We start from the raw sequence: 19268 nt of genomic DNA, 5'->3' as shown, positions 1-19268 counted from the left end.
CGACACCCTCCCCATACGACAACGTCGGCCTTCAAGACCACAACCAGGTCTTGAAGGCCGACGTCACGCAGGCCCCGGATTAACCAACGGCATCCGCAGAGGGTGGGGGCCGCCGCCCTACTCGTCGAAGGCGCCCACAAGGCGGGAAGCACCCCCGGTTGCCCATGTCAGCACGGTGGCGTAGCGGTGCTGGTCGATCTGACGCAGAAGGACGGTTGAGCATGCCCCTCGCACCTCACCCGGTACAGCAGTGCTCACGGAGTGCCAGTGTCGGCGGTCATCCAATTCCCCACTTCTGGCAGCTTGGGCGTCACCCAATTCCCCACCCTCGTGGTCATGTTTCCCCATGGGGGTGGTGACCGTGGTCGGCCGGTGATGGTCCGCGGTACCGGGCCAGCACCCCGATGGTCGGCCAATGCGCCGTGTCACCGGGCAATCCCGAGCGAGGACTCGCCTGGCCACGACCGATGGTCGTCAGAGGGTCACTGTGACATCCGTTTCAGCGGACGGCGGGGCGGTGGCCTCCGCTGAGCGAGTCATTGCCGCGACGGTGAGCGCGGCGAGGAAGGCGCCTTGGACGCCGAAGACGAGGTAGGGGCGACTGGATGTCACAGGCGTGTCCAGGGCCACCGCGAACAGTGTGCCAAGCGCCATGCCGATGAGGGCTGACGCGACGGCTGCCCGCCGCAAGGGGTGAAGGGAGGAGATCGCTGCGACGGCGCCGACCACGGCTGGCACCCCGGCCAGCAGCATCCCGTCGGACAGGGGGCTGAGCGCTGCCTCCCACACCACGTCGAGGTATCCCCGTAATGCCCACCACGAGGCGGCATAGGTCAGACCGCCGACGAGGAAGGCGGCCCCGCAACTGGGCGGCCGGACGGGCAAGGCCTTGCCCGAGAAGACCACCGCCGGACGCCGTGGCCGCCAGAGTCGTCCTGCCATCGGGGCACCGAACAGTAGGGCCGCCATTCCCAAGAACCACGGCATGTGCTTGAAGCAGGCATCTAGGGCGATCGTTTCGGCCACGGCGAACACGAGCAAGGGGCCGGGCAGGTCGCTCAAAGCCGTGCCGTTGTATCGCGTGAGAATGAACTGCGAATGCATTTCGAACACCGGCCGGGCAGTGGTCAGGGCGAGGGCGACGATGGCGACGCAAGGCAGGAAGGCGATGAGCAGCGGCCGGCGGGCCGCCGCAACCGCAGGTGCCCATGCCGCGGCCAGATACTCGCACCAAAGGATCAGCAGTACCAGGAGGGCGCCGCGGAGCAGTAAGTTGCCCACCTCGATGCCGAGAGAGGACGGCATGGTCAGCCAGTTGAGGAGCAGCATGGGTGAGACAGCGGTGCCAGCCACCAGGCCGAGGGGAATGCCCCAGCGTAGTGCGTGCAACCGAGGCAGGCTCTGATGCAGAGCAGCGCGTAGGACCGACAAGCCGAGGAGCACCATCAGTAGTGCGGTTACGGGCTCGGGCCACCACAGCTTCCAGATCGCATCGCTACTCCATAGCGCTGCCGGAGCCGTGCTCGGGTCCCAGATGAGCACCAGGCATGCGCCTAGCACCAGCGCGAAACCGAAGCCGGGCGCCAACAGCGGAGCCGGGTTCTTCACTGCGCTTACCCGCGACGTCATAGTGGGGTGCGTGTCGCTCAGCCGCCGCACTAACGCCCACGCGCCAACAGCGGAGCCCTTCTTCCCATCGGAGCGGAGGAGCCGCGTCAAGGGCTCGGCTCGCTCCTGCCACTCCACGACGCGTGCATCAGCCAGGTACTCCCTGCTGCGTAGCACCTGGGCCCTCGCCACCACGAGCAGTAGCGCCAGTCCCGACATCTGAACAAAGCTCGCAGCGTAGAGGTGTTGATGCACGCCGAATGCCACGTACAGGAGCGACTGGAGGGCGACGGGCGCGAACACGAGTACCGCATAGACCCGGAAGAACCCAAGCGTGATCATCGTCAGGTCTACGTCGCGGTTGCGCAGGTGCGCCAGCTCATGCAAAACCAAGGCCTCGAATGCCTCTTGGTCTCGGTCGAGCAGCGACAACACACCTCGCCCGAGGATCACGTACCGCTGACCGATCCTGCCCAACGCCACGCCGTTCGCCGCTGGGTCGAGCAGGTCGATCAGAAAGTGCACCCGCCGACCGGGGATCACACGATCGGCCAAGCGCAACAGCTCGGCGTCAAGGCGCGGCAAGTTGTCTGCGGTGATGGGCCGCACGCCACGACGGCGGGCCTGCCTGGTCGCGCGAAGCCAGTAGTGCAGCCCTGTGGCGGCGACCAGCAGGCCCGCGTTGTACAAGAACGCCTCGGAGTGCAACGGCTTGGGGGCATCACGAGAGCACTCGGCCACGCCCGGCAGCCGTCGGCCGCTTGCCCACACGTCCATCGCCGCGGCCGGGCCGCCGACGCTCGCGATGCCCTGCCGCACGCACGAGTGGAGCGGATCGCTCGGGAGGTCCCTCCAGCCTCCGGTGAAGAGCAAGTAGTAGGCTGGCTGTCTGATCACGCTGAACGCCAGAACTGCGACGATCAACAAGACGAACGCGGTCAGCGTGGCGGACGGCAGCAGAAACGGCCGCCCCGGCGAGGGCTCCGGATCCGTCGCAGTGATCGGCATCGGGCACCGTTCCTCCACGGCGGTTCAGGCTTCGTCGCCGGTGGGCTGGCGTAGGTACGCCACCACGGCCTCTGCCAGAAGCTCTGCCCGGTCCTGCGGGAGGCCGAGGAGGACAGCACGACGATGCGCAAGTCCCCGGACGCCGGCCAGGGTGTCCTCCGACAGCGGTGCCAGGTCCTCGCCTGTGGCCTCGTCGGCCAGAGCTCCTTGCCGCTGGCCCAGCCTCAGGCGCCGCAGCCAGCCCCGCGTGCGGTCGGCGACCCGCCGCCCGGCGTCCTCGGCAAGGCTCTTGGCTACTTCGCTCGCCACACCGCATGCCACGGTGGTGAAGAGCACTGCGGCAGCATCAGCTACACCGAAGCCGAGCGGGTCGTCGCGACGGCGATGCATCCGCCTCCCCCGGCGCGGAACGGCGGCCGCCGTCTCGTCGAACAACGCCAGCTCGTCGGGTGCCAAGCGCGCAACCACGTAGCGAGCCATACCAAGCTCGTCGCGTTCTCCCCGCCAGCCGCTGTCGCCCATCGCCCTCTCCCCCATACCCCGGTAACAATAACTCCCAGACTAGTCAGTCCAGTTGGATGCTCACTCACCTTGGCCGGGAAGAACAGCAGCAGGCCCACCAGGTCTCCGAAGCACGTCTGGCCGACCTGGAAGGGCAGGCAGGGCCACCTCGCTCACACGCTCGAAGAGGCCCTGGGTCAGCCCGTACCACGGAGGGCGCCCGCGAGGTCCTCCAAGCATGCATCGAGCGGCTGCGCCAGGCCAGCACCTGGGGAATTGCGTAAAGTTGGCCCTGGGGAAATGAGTGACCGTCCACAGCAGCACTGCGGTACCGCACGAGCAGACCGTGAAGCACCAGGGAGCGACCATGTCCGATCCGCAGGCGGAGGGACCGTCCTCAGCCGGACGGCGAGCGGCGCCCCGGCATCACACGCTGCCTTCCGGCCGGCAGCAGGCCAGCGCGGGCATGAGCGCGCAGATCGCCGATCTCGTCACGGAAGCCGAAACACAGCTCCAAAGCGGGCTGTGGGAGCCGACCCCCGCAGATACGGCACTCGCCCGCAAGGCCGCCGCCGGCCTCGCAGAAGCCGTCCGCCCGGCCGCCGAGCAGGAGACACTGCCGACCATCAAACGCCTGGAACACCTGCGTGAAGCCCTCGCCGTCCTCGCCGTCACCCTCGCCCGCACCCACGGCCCACTCGCCTGGTTCCTCGCCCACGCCAGCACCACCCTCTCCCCCATCCTCACCTGGCGCGCCCTCCCCGCCACCAACGAACGGCTGACCTTCGGCGCCACCCTCCCCACCCCAGACGAACTCACCGACGCCGAAAACGCCGTCCGCCACCTCCACACCACCCTCACCCACACCGGCAACCATCCCACCGACCCCCCATAGCCCGAAGCAGCGGGCACCAGGCCGGGCAGCGAGTCTGGCCGACACCGACTACCCCGAGGCGCACCACACAACTCGCGTGTGCGTCGTGAGATTGACCCCTGCGAGGTACATAGGGAGGGGCCGCCACGGTCGTGACGGCCCCTCGAAGTACGCAGGGCCGAGAAGCGGCCCGGGGACGGTTACCGCCGCAGCCGGCTCCAGTCAATGACAGCGAGCGCGAACAACCACGGCCCGGGAGTGAGCCCGGTCTGCGCCGCATCGCCCCACTCCGGCGAGACGTACGCCAACACCACGGGCACCGGGCTGACCAGAGCGACAGCCACGAGTAACCGCGCGGGCCTGGCTCTGTTCACGAGAACGTTCTCGTGAACAGAATCAGACCCCTTAGACGGTGTCTCACGTGGTGATCTTGGTGAGCTTCTTGTAGCAGGTCATGACTGCGGCGAGCCCGAGGAAGGCGAGGAAGTGGCTGCCCTTTCGCTCGTAGCGGATGGTCAGGCGGCGGTACCCGAAGAGCCAGGAGATCGATCTCTCGATCTTCCACCGGTGCCTTCCGAGGCGTTCGGAAGACTCCACGCCCGGCCGGGCGATCCGTGGAGTGATGTTGCGTTCGCGCAGCCACGCCAGGTTGCCGGCCGAGTGGTACGCCTTGTCGGCGCGAACCTTGTCGGGACGTCGCCGCCGAGGGCCGCGGCGCGAGCGGACGGCCGGGATCCCGAGGATGAGCGGGCGAAGCGCTTGGACGTCGTTGACGTTCGCGGCGGACACCCCGACGACCATGGGCAGCCCCTGCGCGTCGGTCAGAACGTGCAGTTTGCTGCCCGCTTTGCCTCGGTCGACCGGATTCGGCCCCGTCAGCGAGCCCCCTTTTTCGCGCGCACCGAGGCCGCGTCGATGATCACAGAGCTCCAGTCGAGGCCGCTGCGGGCTCCGATCTCGTCCAGAATCACGCGGTGCAGGCGACGCCATACACCGGATGCGGTCCAGACGGAGAACCTCCGGTGAGCCGTCGCCGGCGACACTCCGAATGTCGGTGGCAGATACCGCCATGCGCACCCGCTGGTCAGCACGTACACGACGGCCGTGAACACGGCACGTTGGTCGATCGGCGCGGTGCCACCGCCCTGCGGGCGCGAGCGGAAGGACGGCAGCACCGGCTCGACCAATGCCCATAGATCATCCGGCACGAGCCGCTCCGACAGATCCCCACCCATGAACGATCATGATGCCGCTGCCAGTCACCCGGCGACGGCTGGTGGAGTTGTTGGGCTGGTTGCCCTCGCCACCTCAGAATGGGCGCATGGCTCCTCTCCCCATCGACCCGCGCTCGTTGAACGCCGCCGAGCGCACAGTGCTTGAACACATCCTGTCGGCGGAGTTCGATGGCGCGTCGCAACTGCGGAGTCAGCTGGACCGCACCGAGGTGACCGCTGTCTGGGGGCCCGACTCCGTGAGCGTCGATCTGCAGGTCCGGGAACCGTGCGAGCATGCAGCACTGCCGACCGAGCTCGTTCCCGTGGACGCGCACGTCCATGACCCGTCCGGCGCCTACGTCGGCGAGATCCTCGTATGGACGGACCGGGGAGCCACGCTCGCGGCCCTGGAGTTCGCCTGGGTCACCGACGAGATGCCCACGTCTCTCCCGACCGTCATGCACGGCCGGCTCAGCTGGCCGTCCTGACGGCTCCGCCCGCCCTCAGCCCCGCCAGGAACGAGATCGCCACGTGAGACACCGTCTTAGCCCCACAAGCCCATCGAATGCGGCCCTGCTCACCCCTTCGGCCGGGGCCCGCTCAGCCGGCGGCCGCGGCCGGTCTGACCGAACCGCGGCACGTCCGCAACGGTCACGTCCAGGCGCAGCCGCTTGAACCTGAGCGGGTGCCGGAACACCCCGCCGTGGTCTACCGCCCGGTCCGCGCTGATCTCCGCGACCAGTTCGGGGCGGACCAGCACCGCGTCGAGGACGTCGCGACTCCCCCACGCCGCGGCGAACCGCACCCCCGTCCAGGCGTGACCGGGGCCGGCGGCGGCGAGGTGCTCACCAACCTGCCGGGACGCATCCGGGCGCAGGGGGACGGTCCGGCCGACCGCGCGCAGCCGACCGCCGGTGTCGTGGCGGCCGAGGACGAGGAGGTGTGGGCGGGTCAGGGTGCCGGTGATGGCGCCGATGACGGCTTCGGTGGTGTCCCGTCGTCTGATCTTGGTCCAGCCGCGGTATCCGGGGAGGTAGCGGCTGGTGAGGGATTTGATCAGGATGCCTTCGACGCCGGAGATGTCGGTCCAGGCCTGAAGCCATTCCCGCGCTATGGCCAGGTCCGTCGTCATCGGGCACAGCGTCCAGGGGGCGGTCAGGGCGTGGGCGGTGAACAGGTTCTCCAGGCGGGCGCGGCGCTCGGCATACGGCAGGGTCAGGAGTTCCTGGCCGTCCTGCTGCAAGATGTCGAAGGCCACGAAGTAGGCCGGCCACCGCGCGGCCAAAGCCGGAGCCCCACGTGCGCGGGCGGCGGCTCGGCGCTGCAGCCCTTCGAAGGACAGCGCGCCGGCCTCCGGGTCCCAGACGAGCAGCTCGCCGTCCAGGACCAGGCCGCCGGGCAGCTGCTGCTCGGCGGCGGCCACCAGATCCGGGAAACGGTCGTGGATGAGAGAGCCACGGCGGGTCTGCACCAGCACCTGCCCGCCTGGGCCGGTCGGGGTGAACACCAGGGCTCGGTGCCCGTCGAATTTCTGCTCGTACGCGACACCCGCGCGCAACGCGGTCGGGCCCGGCACCGACTCCGCGGCCTGCGCCAGCATCGGCTCCACCGGCGGCCGCAACACCACGATGGCTCCCTTCACCGAGCCCCCTTCCAGAGTCGCCGACCGCCCACCACTGGCACACAAATTCGAACATGCGATCTAATGGAAGTTGATGTCTCCAGCACCACCCCAGGAGGACCCCGTGACCTCCCCCACCGCACCGACCGAACCCGCCAGACCGCAGCCGGTCACCTGGGCGCCCTCGCAGACCGGCAGATGCGCCCGCTGCCACGCCGAATGCTGCCGGTACGGGGTCGGTGGGAACCCCCTCTGCACAGCCTGTAAAGCCCTGCGGGACACACAGCGGAGCTGAGCGTGTCCGTACTGCCGCCCGATCTGCCGCGCCTGCGGACCCTGATCACCTACCTGCGCGGAGAACTCACCCGGGCAGAACAAGCCCTCGCCGCCGCCGAGGAGCGGGAGGCGCTTGCCGCCCGTCGTCGGCCGCTGCCGGAGCCGCCCGCGTGGCTGATCGAGCGCGGTATCGGCGTCGGCCGGCCACCGGTCCAGGTCCATACCGGCGATTGCTGGGCCACCGGCAAGCGCACCACCCCCGTCACCTCCGGCCAGGCACGGCAGGCACTCGCCGAAGGCGTGAGCGCCTGCCCACACTGCCGCCCCGACACAGCCCTGGGAGTCCTGGAATGAACCCCTGCCACCACGCCACAGACATAGCCGGCGACCGGCCGCGGGTAGCCGTCCACCCGCCCGACGCCGGCGGCGGCCGCCTGGTCCGGATCGGCAGTCAGAGCCTCGGCCGCGCCTGCAACCTCGGCGACCTCCTCGAATTCCTCCGCCGGGCCGGCCTCGCCCCCGACGACATCACCCCCACCGAAGCCGATCTGTTCGACTGGCGCGGCGGCGGACCCACGGTCTGGACTTCGGCCGCCGGGCAGGAATGAGTGCAGGTAGTGGGTGCCGCCCACCGGGCGACGGGGCGGCACCCAGTGCCGCGCTTGTCAGGGCACCCGTGGGGGATCGCCTTGTGCACACGGGCTCACGCCAAGGGGTCGTCTCCAAGAGTCTGGAGATGACGCCGGACCGGGTCGGCGAGGGCGGCGTAGAAGGGGGTCCGGTCGGCGGCCTGCAGGACTTCGGCGCATACAAGAAGCTCGGCGACGCGGGCGGCCGGGTCGTCAAGGATGTGTGCCAGGGCTTGGCGGGTGCGGGTGGCGGTGTCGGGGGCGCGGAGTGCGTAGATGTAGAGGGTGGCTGCGTCATACCCGGCAGGGGCGGTGCCCCAGCCCTCCCAGTCGAGGACGAGCGGGTGCGGGCCGGCGGTGAGGTTGGCCCAGTGGAAGTCTCCGTGCGCGGTGGACCAGTGGACCTCGCCGACGGTGTGGCCGGTGAACTGCGGGACGACCCGGCGGAGGAACTCTTCCCGTACGGCCTCCCGGAAGGTGGGCACTGGGGCCAGGGCATCGAGGGCGGGCGGGAGTTCCTGCCACCAGTTCTCGGGGAGGTCGGGCGTGGTCTGCAGTACGGGGCTGTGGGAGACGGCGGGTGCGGTGGCGTACGCGTAGAGCTCGGCGCGGTAGTCGAAGCCGTCGGCCGCCCAGTCGTGCACGGCGTGCAGTGCGGGCCGGGGGACGGCGGTCGGGATGGTGTCCCTGGCGGTGAGCGGGCCGTCCCACAGTTTGCCCTGGCCTTTCCCGGCCGGGGCCGAGATGAGGCGGAGCCAGCCGCGGCCGGCGGGGGCGGAGAGGGTGCGGCCCTGGTATCCCCACACCTGCCGTCCACCGTCGTGCTGCTTGAGGCCGAGGTGCGCGCAGGCGTGGGCGTGCGCGGCGGTCATGCGGTCTCGGGTGGGCGGTTCAGGTGTGGGGAACACCAGGTGTTACCTCCGGGTGAGGGCTGCGGCGTCGCAGGAGACGAGTTCCTGGGCGAGCCCGGCGGCCTGGTCGAGGGTGAGGCCGGAGCTGGTGGCCAGCTCGCCGAGGGTCACCCCTTGCCCCTCGATGAGCGGGGCGAGGAAGGCCGCGGTCTGTGCGTGCAGGGTCCACTCCTGGCCGGCGGCGCGGAAGACGATGCCGCCGTCGGCCACATGGTAGGAGGCCCGAGCCGTCGTCAGGCGCAGCTTCAGGGTTTCGTCGGCGGGCACGGTGTCGAGGTGAGGCAGGGAGGGCAGCGGGCGGCCGGGGTCGCAGGCGTCGAGGGATTCGACGTACTCGGCGAGCACGGCGGGGTGCAGGGCCTCGGTGATCTCCTTCCGCAGGGTCTCGGCGTAGGCGGCTTGGTCGGCCGGGGAGGCGTGGACGGGAAGGCAGGCCCGTACCGTCGGCGAGGCGGTGAGCTGGCGGGCCAGCCACTGCAGGAGTTGCTGGCCGGTGGCTGGGGTCAGGCCGCACGTCAGGTGCAGGGACCGGCCTTCGGTGGCGGCGACCGCGTGCCACCAGCCGCGGGGCACGTACAGCATGTCCCCGGCGCGCAGCATGATTTCGGCGACCGGCCCGCCGTCGGGCGGGGCGGGTGCTTCGACGTCCTCGCGCAGCGGGTCCGGGCGGGTGGGCCCGTACAGCCGCCACCGCTTGGACCCTTCGAGCTGGAAGACGACGGTGTCGTGGTCGTCCCAGTGGATGCCGAATCCCTCGGTCGGCGTCCACGACGCATACGCGTTGACCTGGACATCGGTGTGGAAATGCCGCTCCAACGCCTCGGCAAGTTCACCGACGGGCGCGTGCAGGTCATCGACGGCGTCCAGGACCAGGGAGGCGCCTGCCGCTATCTGCCGGTGCAGCGCGCCGGGCAGGATCCGCTGGCGGACCTCCATGCGCTTGGTGACCTTGCTGTGGGTGTACTCGAAGGGCGGGACCTGGACGCCGGCGCGGAACAGACGCAGCCTGGGCGCGTCCAGGCGGTGACGGCCGATGATGGCGTTGAGGTCGTCCCAGGTGAGCAGGCCGGCGAGGTCGGCGGCCTGTGACCAGTGCTGATAGGTGCGGCCGAAGGCCTCGGCGAGAAACGTCTCGCCGAGGCCCCCAACCGCCGCGTCAAGGGCGGTCATCAGCGACGGTCAGTCGTTTCCGTCGCCCTTGCCGGTGCCCCCGCCGTCGGCGGGGGTCTGCGGGCTGGCACCCTTCACGACGCGCTTGGAGATGATCAGGTCCATTACGGTCTCCTCTCTCAGGTGGTGCGGTTTCCCCCCGCCGGGGCTCCGGCGGGAAGCGTGGTGTGGTGCGGCCGGCGGAACCAGGGCCGGACGCAGCAGGTGATGAGAGGCTGCGCACCCGGGGCCCAGGTATCTCACCCGGGTACGCGGCAGTTCACAGGGCCCGGACCGGCGGCTAAGCCTCCGCGAGACGGTCGAGACGCTCGTACAGGGCGCGGACGAGCCGGGCCCGTCCCTGCATGCAGCGCACCGTGCCGTCCGGCGGGATAGACAACCGATAGTCGGCTTCGGCCAAGACACCGGTGACGAGGGTGCGGGCCGGGTGATCGGAGGGCAGCCGGTTGGCTGCGCGACGGACGTCGGCGGCGACTGCGCGGGCCGCACCGGTCAGCTGCAGCGCGATCTGGTGAAGGTCCCCGGCCGCCATCGCCCGCGATCCGGTGCAGGCCAGTGCGCCTTCGGCCAGCGCTTGGTGCGCGGCACGGTCCAAAGGCAGCGCGGATTCGATCCGTCCTTCGGGGTCGTGCAGGAGGGTGTGCTGGCTGCTCATCAGGTCCTCGCTGGCATGTGTGCGGTCGGGTGCGGTGACCAGTGAACCTGCCGCGACGTTTGACCGGATGAGCCAGGCGGCATGGCCATTTCGGGGACATGGCCGGGATTTATGGCCAGGCTGGCACCGAGGGTTTCGAGGACAGCCGAGGGACGGCAAATGATGACCGAACTGCACGACGCCCCAGAACCGATCGGGCCTCTCCTGAAGCGGTTACGGACGGCGAGCGGGCGCACCCAAGAGCAGCTGGCGGCGGATCTTACGGCGCGACGGGGCTATCCCTTGGAGCAGGCGGCGGTGTCGCGGTGGGAGACCCACGAGCGGCTACCGGACCCTTCCTCGCGCGCTTTGCTGGCGGCAGAGTTCGGAGTACCGGAGGAGGTGGTGCGGCACGCTGTCGCCCTCGCGCGACGGCTTCGCCGCTCGGAGCAGTACGCGAAGGATCAGGAGAGCGATGTGGACCGCCGCGGATTTCTCACGACCTCGGCAGGGGCCGGGATCGCCGTCATACAACCGTCCTTCCTTCTCACCGCCGGCCGGCGCATTGGGGCGGATGTGCCACGGCAGCTCAGGGAGCGGACGGCCCGGCTGCGCAGGCTCGATGACCTGCTGGGGGGCGGTGACACGTATCCGGTGTATGTCCGCGAACTGCAGGCCACGATCCGGATTGCCGACGAAGGCGCGTACAGCGAGGCGACCGGCCGCGCGCTGCGGGCCGTGATCGCCGAACAGGCGCAGATGGCCGGGTGGGCCGCCTTTGACGCCGGGCACCACGAGGACGCCCGCGGGCACTACATGACCGCTCTGGCCGCCGCCCGCGCCGCGCAGGACACCGCCCTGGAAGGGAACTCGCTCTGCTTCCTCGCCTACCTGGAATGGGCAACCGGCGGCAGCCTCGGAATCCAGCTCGCCACCGCCGCCGTCGAAGCGCCGGCCGCGGGGACGCCCGCGCGGGTGCGGGCGCTGCTGGCCGACCGGCTGGCCTGGCAGCACGCCACCGCCGGCCAGTCCCGCGAAACCGACTACGCCCTGGGCCTCGCCTCCGAGGCCATCCACGAACAAGACGACGAGCCGGCCCCGGACTGGGCGTACTGGGTCGATGCCGACGAGATCGCCATCATGACCGGCCGGTGCTGGGCCGAACTCCGCCGGCCCCTGCGGGCCATCCCCGCTCTGGAAGACGCTCTATCCCGGTATGACGACACCCACGCCCGGGACAAAGCCCTGTACCTGTCATGGCTGGCGTCGGCCTACCTCGATGCCGGCGAGGTGGAGCACGCTCGATCACCCGTACCTGGCCCAGCACCGCCAACGGGCCCGTTCCCGGCGCCGTCAGCCGGGCCACCGTCGCCCCGAACGCCCCCGCCGTCAGGGCAGCCAACTCGTCGGCGTCCGCATCGGTGGACCAGCCGGACAACCGGTCCTCGCCCTCGGCATCGTCGGCGAGGAGCAGGTGCGGGTCATCGAGCCGGAACCGGAACGCACGGCACTCGGCGCCGGCAACAACCAGCGAGGCCGCCGGCATGGCCACGGGCACCTTGTTCCAGGTCAAAGCAGTTGTCCGAGCACCACGGGTTGGGCCTGAGGGGCTGATAGATCCGTTTGCATCGTAGGCAGGCTGGCTGTGCCGGCTCTGGCCAGCACTCGCCGGAGTTGATCATTTGTGCTCGGGCCCGAAGTTCTGAGTTCCAGCGGGTGGCTCTCTGGCGACATGTGCTCGAGCACCAGATGCGGCCGGTGCCCGGCTTGCGGTGGGCCATCGAGAGGCCGCATGCCCCGCATTCCTGCAGTTCAGCACGTTTTACGAGCTCTTGTTGCAGGCATTGGCGAGAGCACCAGGGGTTGAGGCGGAGAGGCTGGAAGCGGCGCTCGCAGCCCCGACAGCTCTGACCGCCGGAGGTGGCAGCGGCCTCCGGCGTCTCCGAGGCCCACCGAGCCAGGGGGCCCGCGCAGGTCGGAGTTGCTTACCACCGACGGCTCGCCGGGAGGACCGCATAGTCCGGTTTGCCAGCTGTCAGCGCTCCCTTGCCATCGTGCATTACCTCAAATCAGCCTGTGGGTGGACCGGTTAATTGCTTGTTCACCTGATCTAATGAACTCCGCCGTCCTAGTTCGGCATTGCTCGGGAGCGTTTGACAGATTCCGTGGTGCACGTCGGTGGCTCATCACCGGCGTCCGCCTCATGCCGCCGCCGGCGGAGCAGGAGCAAGCGGCGAGACGTCCAGACGCCACCAAGGCGTTGTTGGGGCTGATCGTTCTTCGGGCGTTGCCAGGTGGGCCGTACGGGGCGAGGACCGCCGCACTCCCTTCGACAGAGTGTTGGCCCGTTCCTCGTCGGCACGAGGCTTCGGCGCTCGGGCGCGTGACACGCTCCCGAGAGACGGGAGCCTCTGTGTTCGCCCGGCACGGCCGGGTGGAAGGACGACACCATGGCCACGAAACGGCCTGACGGCGACTACCCCTACATCGGCAGCACCATCTGGGGTGAGCGCCTCGCGGACGCCATCGAGAACACCTGCGCGGACCTGGAGGTAGTACCGCCTCCCCGGCAGGCGATCACCGAGGGTCTCGCCACCGCTCTCCCGGACACCGAGATCAAGAACCTGATCTCCACCCAGCGGGGCAAGAGGGTTCTCAAGCCGACTGCCCACCGGCTCGTAAAGGCCGGCACCGACCAGGTGCTGCTACTGATGTGCGACATCCACGGCGCCGCGGCTGCCCCGTGGCACCTCAACGATCGCACTGTCCCGGCCTGGTCCCCGCCCCTCCCGGAGGCCAACCAGCGCGTCGAGGACCTCGTCGCCGCCGAGGCGGCGCTGGAGGAAGCCACGAAGGCCGCGAAGTCCGCCGAGAAGGAGGCAGAGGCTTGCCGTCGCGCGCCGGGCGACGAGTCGTACGCCGCGCAGGCCCTGGCGGCGGCCACGCAGAAGCACCAGGACGCCCTTCGCCGCGTGACCGAGCTTGAGGACAGGCGTCAGGTCCTCCTCGCTGCCCTAGGTAACCGGAGGCCGCGCCCCGTGGTCCGCTCCGCGGAGGAGGAGGGGAAGCCGAAGGCAGCGCTCGTCCTGGCGGAACAGCCGTACGCAGTGGCCTTCCACCTGCAGCGCTACGCCGCCGAGAGCCTGGAGCGTGCCGGCAGGACCCGCGGGTACGACCTGGTGGAGTCCCTGGTGGACGCGGGCCAGCTCTCCAAGGGCATGAACGTCCTTCAGCAGTGGCAGATCACCAGCTCCGACGGCACGGTGTCGAAGCCGTGGCGGCTGGCCGCCGTGACCGGCAACAACCGGGCGCTGGCCCGGCTGGACGTCTTCCGCGTGCGCCCGGAGCACCTGGTGACGGGAATGCCCCAGTCCCTGGTGTCCCTGCCGAAGGAGAAGACCGACCCCGGGCTGCTGCTGCTGAGTCTGCGGGAGATCCTGAACCGGATTTCCACCCGGCTCAACCAGGACGCTGCCAATCCGGAAGCGGAGCTGACCGGCCCGTCGCTGCGGGCTGGGAAGATCGCCACGGTGTCCGCGGAGATCGTGATCGGCTGCAGCAGGCCGGAGGCACTGGAACACGTCCTGCGGACACTGAACGTCAACGACCACCTGCGCGGCATCCAGCCCTACGACGAGGACGCGCGCCTGATCGCCCTATTCGCGACGCTCGTCGACTCCTATGCCAGGGAGTCGCTCCTGGCCACGGCCCTTGCCGAGGCGTTCCCCAACGCCCGCGGTGCGGACCTCCTCGACCTGGCCGGCGTGCGCGACGCGCTGACCGCCAACGGGCCGCTCGACCCGCTCGAACCGCTCGTCCCAGCCGGCGAAGAGGTCTCGCCCGTCGTGCTGCGCGACATCGCGGTGTGGGCCATCACCGCGCTCGTGTTTCCTGCGATCCCGCCCGAGACCACGCCGAAGTCGAGCAGGCGGACCGTTCGTGACACGGGACGGTTCTGGCCGATCGTGCGGGGCGCACTGCAGGAGCCGGCGTGGAGCCAGATCCGGGCGAAGACGGCCGAGGCGCGTACGCGGCTGTGGTCCGCTGCTGTCGCGCAGCTATTCCTGCACCGGGGCAACATCCTCTCCGCGCTGGGCTTCTTCGGTACGACGGAGACCAAGGAGGGCGCCAGGCAGGACCCGCGGCCGCTGAAGGAACTGTTCCTCGGGGCGGAGGCCGGTGACGCTGGTGCCTGGACCGCCCTGGTCCAGCGGATGGCGCCTGCGCTGATCCACGCGCCCCAGCCGTTCATCACGCCCGGCCAGGGCAGTGAGGCGAACGAAGGGCGCAAGGGCGTGCGCCGCACCCCCAGCAGTGCCCTCGCCGCTCTCACCCTGGCGTACACGCAGAGCAACGTCCCGAACATCAGCCGGGCCCGTCTCCTGGCTTTCGCGAAGGCCGTGCTGGAGCACCCGGACGCGACGCAGCCGCCTGAGGCGCAGGACGGCACGCTTCTGGTCTGCTACGGCGAGCAGCACTGGAGCGAGAAGGACCGGACGCCGATCACCGCGGGCATGGTGATCGCCCCGGACATCGAGGGTCGGCCCACCGGCTACGTCGCCGACAAGGCGTGGTTCGACGAGATGTTCCCCGTGGAGCTCGGCCGCCCGGCCCCGGCCGGAGGAGACGCCAGCACCTCCATGGGCACCGGGAACAGTGCGGGTGCTGGCGACGGCGGCACCTCCCGCGAGGAGGTGCGAGTCGACCCCCGCGAGCAGCTGGACGCGCTGCGGCAGCAGCTGCCCGCCCGTGTCGAGCTCGTCGAGGGGAGTTACCAGCGGGCAGTGGACTCCGCCCACACGCTGATGACGGACTTTGAGGAGGCACGCCGTCTGCGGGCCCAGCTCGGAGAGGATCCACTGCCGGCCGATCAGCGGATCGAGTGGATGGAGAAGCTGACGAAGGCCCGGGCCGCGGCTCAGGCCAGTGTGACGACGCTCGAACAGGTGGAAGCGCTGATCCTGCAGGTCTGACCGGCACGACCCGGGCCCTCGTGTACCGGCGGGCTTCTCAAGACAGCCGAGGAGTCCGCCTCTCGTCCTTACTGCAGTGGTGCCCCGGCGGGTCACGACTGGTTCAGCCACGTGCCGAGAGCGGGCAGACCCGGCCGCGGCGGTCAAAAGTATAACCAGCGTGCCAGGAGGCGTCTCGGCTGCGGTGGCCCGTCTTCACTGTCACAACCGCGCCGTCGGTCCACCTTCGGTGGCACACGGTCCAGGTTCGCTGGCACAGGACCCCCGGGGCGTCAGCCCGAGCTCGGGAGCGGCGGCCAGACGTGCGGGCCGGTGCACTGCCCGCAGGCGGCGCAGCCGGCGCACTCGTCGCAGAACTGGCGCGGCCACTGGCCGGGGCAGTGGCAGATCGGGTTGTGGTCGGGGTCGTCGTCGCCGGGGTAGAGCGTCTCTGAGGCTGCTCCTTTGGAGTGGACACCCTGACAATGGATCTTGATGGTCCAAGGAGGGATGTCCAAGTGGGGCGGAAGTCTCCGTATTCGGAGGAGTTCAGGAAGGACGCGGTTGCGCTCTACCGCGCCACGGCCGGGAAGCGGACGTACGCGGCGGTGGCCGCGGATCTCGGCATCACCGCGGAGTCGCTGCGGACATGAATGCGCAGGGACGAGGCCCAGTCCGTGCCCCAGGCTCGCGACGGCAGCGGGAGCGCGGCGGAGGAGCTGGCCCGGCTGCGAGCGGAGAACGCCCGGCTGCTGAAGGCCGAGCAGGAGTGGCGGCTGGAGCGCGAGATCCTGCGCCGGGCAGCCGCCTATTTCGCCCGGGAGGTGAAGTGAGCGCCCGCCGCTGGGCCTTCATCTCCGACCACCGCGCCGACTTCGGCGTCAAGCGGATCTGCCGGGTGCTCGGGGCGTCCCGCGCCGGCTACTACCGACACCTGGGCACCGAGCAGGTCCGCACCGAGCGGCAGGCCGAGGAGGCTCGGACCGTGAGTGAGATCCGCGCCATCCACGCCGAACACCTGGGTGCCTGTGGTGCCCCGCGTGTTCATGCCGAGCTGCGGGCCAGAGGGCGCAGGATCAACCGCAAGCGGGTCACCCGGCTGATGCGGACCAACCATATCGTCGGCCGGCACCTGCGGAAGGGGAAGCGGACCACGATCGCGGACAGGACCGCGGCGCCCGCGCCGGACCTGGTCATGCGCGACTTCACCGCGGACGCCCTGAACACCAGGTGGTGCGGCGGCATCACCTACATACGCGTCGGCACGGCCTGGTTCTACCTCGCCACGGTGATCGACATTTGCTCGAGGAAGGTGGTCGGCTGGTCGATCGCGGACCATATGCGCACCTCGCTGGTCACCGGCGCGATCGAGATGGCCGTGGCCGCCCGCGGCGGCCGGGTGAACGGCGTCGTTTTCCACACCGACAGGGGCGCCCAATACAGCGCGGCCGCCTTCGCCGACGTCTGCCGCCGCCACGGCATCCGCCGAAGCATGGGACGGGTCGGCTCGAGCTACGACAACGCGCTCGCCGAATCGTTCTTCCAGGGCCTCAAGCGCGAGTGGCTCCACGGACGTCGCTGGACCTCGAAGGCACAGGCCCGGCTCGAGCTGTTCCGCTGGCTTTCGTACTACAACAGGCGCCGTCGCCACTCCGCGCTCGGCTACCTCACGCCAGCAGAGTTCGAACAACAACTGATCACGACACGTACTCTGTCACTCGTTGCATGAAACCCGGTGTCCACTCCCAGGGATCAACCTCACCCGCGATCACATACCCAGACACGCGCAGAGCCTGTTTCATCCGGCGTGCTTCGACGATCGGCCACAGCTCCGTCAGTGCCAGATCCGTGGCGGACAGTGTGCGTTGCTCTATCGTGCGGCCGCTTTGGTTGGCCTGGAGAAACCCGGCAAGGATTGCCAGCCACCTCCAGGCTGTCTCGACCGGGACAGCTGTTGTTCTGTGTCTGGCGAGTGTGGCGGGAAGGAAGTGGTGCAGTAGATATCGATGCAGGGTGCCGGTTCGGGCGAGGTCGACGAGATCCGACGGGTGGCGCCGGTAGGAGCCGTCCGGGGTCCTTTCCTGGTAGACGGTGACTGCGAGGAACAGGCGCCAGGGAGTTGTCAGGAGCGCTCCCAGACGCGTTCCGGGCGGGGACACCAGTCCCCCGTCGCCGCCTGTCGCATCCGACGGTTCCAGAGCGTCCATCACCTGCTGCCACCGGTGCCGCCCCGCTTCGGTGTCGGCGACCCGCCACCGCAGGAAGTCTCGTGCCTGGCGACCGTCCACCGGCCCAAGGCACACCACTGCAGCGGTGCGCAGGTGCGCTTCAGCCTCCGCCAACGCGTCATAGGCCGGCCGCCGGCAGGTCACAACCACCGGGGCCGCTTCGGTTCCGTGCTGCCATGAGTTGAGCTGCCGCGTAAGGGCGGCGGCGGGTCAGCCAGGTCCAGCGCCGCCGTGAGGGTCCAGTTCATCGAGGCCGTCGACCACGGGCAGCACCATGCGCGCTTCCACCAGGGCCCGAGCCGTGCCCGAACGCAATCCGAAGGATCTCACCAATCGCTGCCGTAACCACTCCTCGATATCCTGCCCGCGCCATTAGGCGGCCGCCATCCGCAGCGGAACCGCCTCATCAGGCCGCCGGTCCCGGGCGAGTTCAAGTGCCAAGGACAGGGCCGCAAGAGACTTCCCGGTGCCTGCGTCGTCGGAAGGATCACCGCCGGTGATCACCATGCGGCGGGGGCGCAGGGAGCGATACAACGTCGCGAGTTCACCCAGTGTGCCCTCCGTCGGCACCCCGTCAACCCTGCCCTGCGCATGTGCGATGAAGCCCAAGTCGATCCTGCCTCCGGTGTCTCCATCCAGCGAGCGCACGTACTCCCGCTGTTCGGCCCGTACGACTGCACGCGCGAGCTGAGCGGCCAACTGCTCCGCGCCCGGAGGTGCCGTCGCTGCGTAGGCAAGGGCCAGCACACCGGCGGTGGCGCCCACGGCACTGGCCACCGGGTCCGCCGTGTCCCACCCCCGGAAGACCGCGAGCACGAGCAGCCACACGACCAGGGCGGCGCCACCGCCCCACACCAGACGGCGCTTGACAGCTTGTCGTAATCCCATGCAACCGATCTTTCCGACGAAAGCAGTCGTACGCCAGGCTCTTGCCAATCCTCAAATGGGCGGGGCTGACGGTCTCATGGCTCCAGGCCGGACGGCCGGCGAGGTGGGCGCCGAGCATCATGCGGGCGACGGTTGCGGCGAGAGTGCTGTCGGTGCCGATGACGGTCTCGATCCACCGCATCGGAGAGGAGGTGGTGCAGAGGGCGGCGCCAGCCGGTGCACCCCGGAGCTGGCAGGCGCCGGGGTCGCCGGCACATCGCCCACCAGCGGGCAGGGTCTACGCTATGGCCTGCGGCCACCGCACGATCTTCAGGAGTCCACACCACCCCAGATGATCACGCGGTGGCCGTACCCGTTCCCAGCCGGGCCCGCCGCAAGATCGCGAAACCAGCTGGAGTATCAGGCGGTCAGCCCGTCCAGAGGTCCGAGTCGCACGCTTACGAATCCAGGTTCACCCAGAGGTGCCAGTTAGAGGTGGTGGTGCTCTTCCGACAGAACCAATCGGAATAGATGCCCGCCCGCCCGAATGACTGGCACGCGGATAAGGACGGGAAGGTACCGATGTCGGTATACCCCATCGCATCGGAGGACGCGGATGCCGCCTGCGCGGTGACAACGGTACCGCCGGTCAGCAGTGCGGCTCCCAGCGCAGCGCTGGTGAGCCAGACTCGTGCACGCATAGATTCTCCTTTTCCATAGCCCTCTTTCGCCGTGTGGACGCGGCCGGGCGGTAGCGACTACGACAGAACACCAG

Annotated in this window: 16 protein-coding genes and 1 pseudogene; 7 read left to right on the top strand and 10 right to left on the bottom strand. The window is 69.6% G+C overall.

The annotated features are described in order from the left end of the window. Window positions 1-474: 474 nt before the first annotated feature. Together ACZ4VL_RS32385 and ACZ4VL_RS32380 are read right to left on the bottom strand one after the other, a co-directional pair. A complete protein-coding gene (locus tag ACZ4VL_RS32385) occupies window positions 475-2616 on the bottom strand; it encodes a M48 family metallopeptidase (protein WP_468207166.1) in 2142 nt (713 codons plus the stop codon). 24 nt (window positions 2617-2640) lie between these two features. Next, window positions 2641-3138, bottom strand: coding sequence for a hypothetical protein (locus ACZ4VL_RS32380; protein ID WP_468207164.1), 498 nt, complete (start codon window positions 3136-3138; stop codon window positions 2641-2643). 445 nt (window positions 3139-3583) lie between these two features. Between ACZ4VL_RS32380 and ACZ4VL_RS32375 the strand changes: the two genes are divergently transcribed. Further along, window positions 3584-4012: a hypothetical protein gene (locus ACZ4VL_RS32375; RefSeq protein WP_468207161.1), complete on the top strand. Its 429-nt coding sequence runs from the start codon at window positions 3584-3586 to the stop codon at window positions 4010-4012. Between the two features lie 396 nt (window positions 4013-4408). On the opposite strand, the gene ACZ4VL_RS32370 is transcribed toward ACZ4VL_RS32375, so the two are convergent. After that, window positions 4409-5226, bottom strand: a protein-coding gene (locus ACZ4VL_RS32370; protein WP_468207158.1) for an IS5 family transposase whose coding sequence is annotated in 2 segments (ribosomal slippage) — window positions 4409-4869 and window positions 4869-5226 — 819 coding nt in all. Because the reading frame shifts where the segments join, the coding sequence is not laid out codon by codon here. 86 nt (window positions 5227-5312) lie between these two features. Between ACZ4VL_RS32370 and ACZ4VL_RS32365 the strand changes: the two genes are divergently transcribed. Next, window positions 5313-5693 carry a hypothetical protein gene (locus ACZ4VL_RS32365; RefSeq protein WP_468207156.1) on the top strand — a complete coding sequence of 127 codons (381 nt, stop codon included), beginning with the start codon at window positions 5313-5315 and terminating at the stop codon, window positions 5691-5693. 89 nt (window positions 5694-5782) lie between these two features. On the opposite strand, the gene ACZ4VL_RS32360 is transcribed toward ACZ4VL_RS32365, so the two are convergent. Continuing rightward, window positions 5783-6847 (bottom strand): ATP-dependent DNA ligase, encoded by a 1065-nt coding sequence (locus ACZ4VL_RS32360; protein ID WP_468207153.1) that lies wholly within the window; start codon window positions 6845-6847, stop codon window positions 5783-5785. 276 nt (window positions 6848-7123) lie between these two features. Between ACZ4VL_RS32360 and ACZ4VL_RS32355 the strand changes: the two genes are divergently transcribed. Both ACZ4VL_RS32355 and ACZ4VL_RS32350 read left to right on the top strand, forming a co-directional pair. Then, window positions 7124-7456 (top strand): DUF6233 domain-containing protein, encoded by a 333-nt coding sequence (locus ACZ4VL_RS32355; protein ID WP_468207150.1) that lies wholly within the window; start codon window positions 7124-7126, stop codon window positions 7454-7456. Beyond that, window positions 7453-7710, top strand: coding sequence for a hypothetical protein (locus ACZ4VL_RS32350; RefSeq protein ID WP_468207148.1), 258 nt, complete (start codon window positions 7453-7455; stop codon window positions 7708-7710). Before ACZ4VL_RS32355 ends, ACZ4VL_RS32350 begins: the two co-directional genes overlap by 4 nt. A 95-nt stretch (window positions 7711-7805) precedes the next feature. On the opposite strand, the gene ACZ4VL_RS32345 is transcribed toward ACZ4VL_RS32350, so the two are convergent. From ACZ4VL_RS32345 to ACZ4VL_RS32335, 3 genes are all read right to left on the bottom strand, one after another. After that, a complete protein-coding gene (locus ACZ4VL_RS32345; protein WP_468207145.1) occupies window positions 7806-8603 on the bottom strand; it encodes a phosphotransferase in 798 nt (265 codons plus the stop codon). Window positions 8604-8645: 42 nt separating this feature from the next. Beyond that, window positions 8646-9812, bottom strand: a complete 1167-nt coding sequence (locus tag ACZ4VL_RS32340) for a cupin domain-containing protein (protein WP_468207142.1) — start codon at window positions 9810-9812, stop codon at window positions 8646-8648. Between the two features lie 280 nt (window positions 9813-10092). Beyond that, complete coding sequence (locus ACZ4VL_RS32335; protein WP_468207139.1) at window positions 10093-10467, bottom strand: DUF6415 family natural product biosynthesis protein; 375 nt, start codon at window positions 10465-10467, stop codon at window positions 10093-10095. Window positions 10468-10626: 159 nt separating this feature from the next. Here ACZ4VL_RS32335 and ACZ4VL_RS32330 point away from each other — a divergent pair, with 159 nt between their 5' ends. The 3 genes and pseudogenes from ACZ4VL_RS32330 (at window position 10627) to ACZ4VL_RS32320 (ending at window position 17127) form a co-directional block, all read left to right on the top strand. Next, the gene (locus ACZ4VL_RS32330; RefSeq protein ID WP_468207137.1) at window positions 10627-12060 is read left to right on the top strand and encodes a helix-turn-helix domain-containing protein; all 1434 of its coding nucleotides are present in this window, start codon (window positions 10627-10629) and stop codon (window positions 12058-12060) included. A gap of 836 nt (window positions 12061-12896) precedes the next feature. After that, window positions 12897-15419, top strand: a complete 2523-nt coding sequence (locus ACZ4VL_RS32325; RefSeq protein WP_468207135.1) for a hypothetical protein — start codon at window positions 12897-12899, stop codon at window positions 15417-15419. 497 nt (window positions 15420-15916) lie between these two features. After that, window positions 15917-17127, top strand: a pseudogene (locus tag ACZ4VL_RS32320) (IS3 family transposase). On the opposite strand, the gene ACZ4VL_RS32315 reads toward ACZ4VL_RS32320, so the two are convergent. The 3 genes from ACZ4VL_RS32315 to ACZ4VL_RS32305 form a co-directional block, all read right to left on the bottom strand. Next, entirely contained in the window at window positions 17096-17686 is a 591-nt protein-coding gene (locus tag ACZ4VL_RS32315) for a hypothetical protein (RefSeq protein ID WP_468207132.1), read from the bottom strand. The pseudogene ACZ4VL_RS32320 and the gene ACZ4VL_RS32315 sit on opposite strands and share 32 nt — an antisense overlap. 312 nt (window positions 17687-17998) lie before the next feature. Continuing rightward, complete coding sequence (locus tag ACZ4VL_RS32310; RefSeq protein WP_468207129.1) at window positions 17999-18514, bottom strand: hypothetical protein; 516 nt, start codon at window positions 18512-18514, stop codon at window positions 17999-18001. 437 nt (window positions 18515-18951) lie between these two features. Further along, window positions 18952-19194, bottom strand: coding sequence for a hypothetical protein (locus ACZ4VL_RS32305; protein WP_468207126.1), 243 nt, complete (start codon window positions 19192-19194; stop codon window positions 18952-18954). Between the last annotated feature and the right edge of the window lie 74 nt (window positions 19195-19268).

This window comes from Streptomyces sp. NPDC029014 (assembly GCF_055564695.1).
The sequence above is the reverse complement of the archived record's forward strand: the minus strand, read 5'-3'. Positions and strand labels throughout refer to the sequence as shown.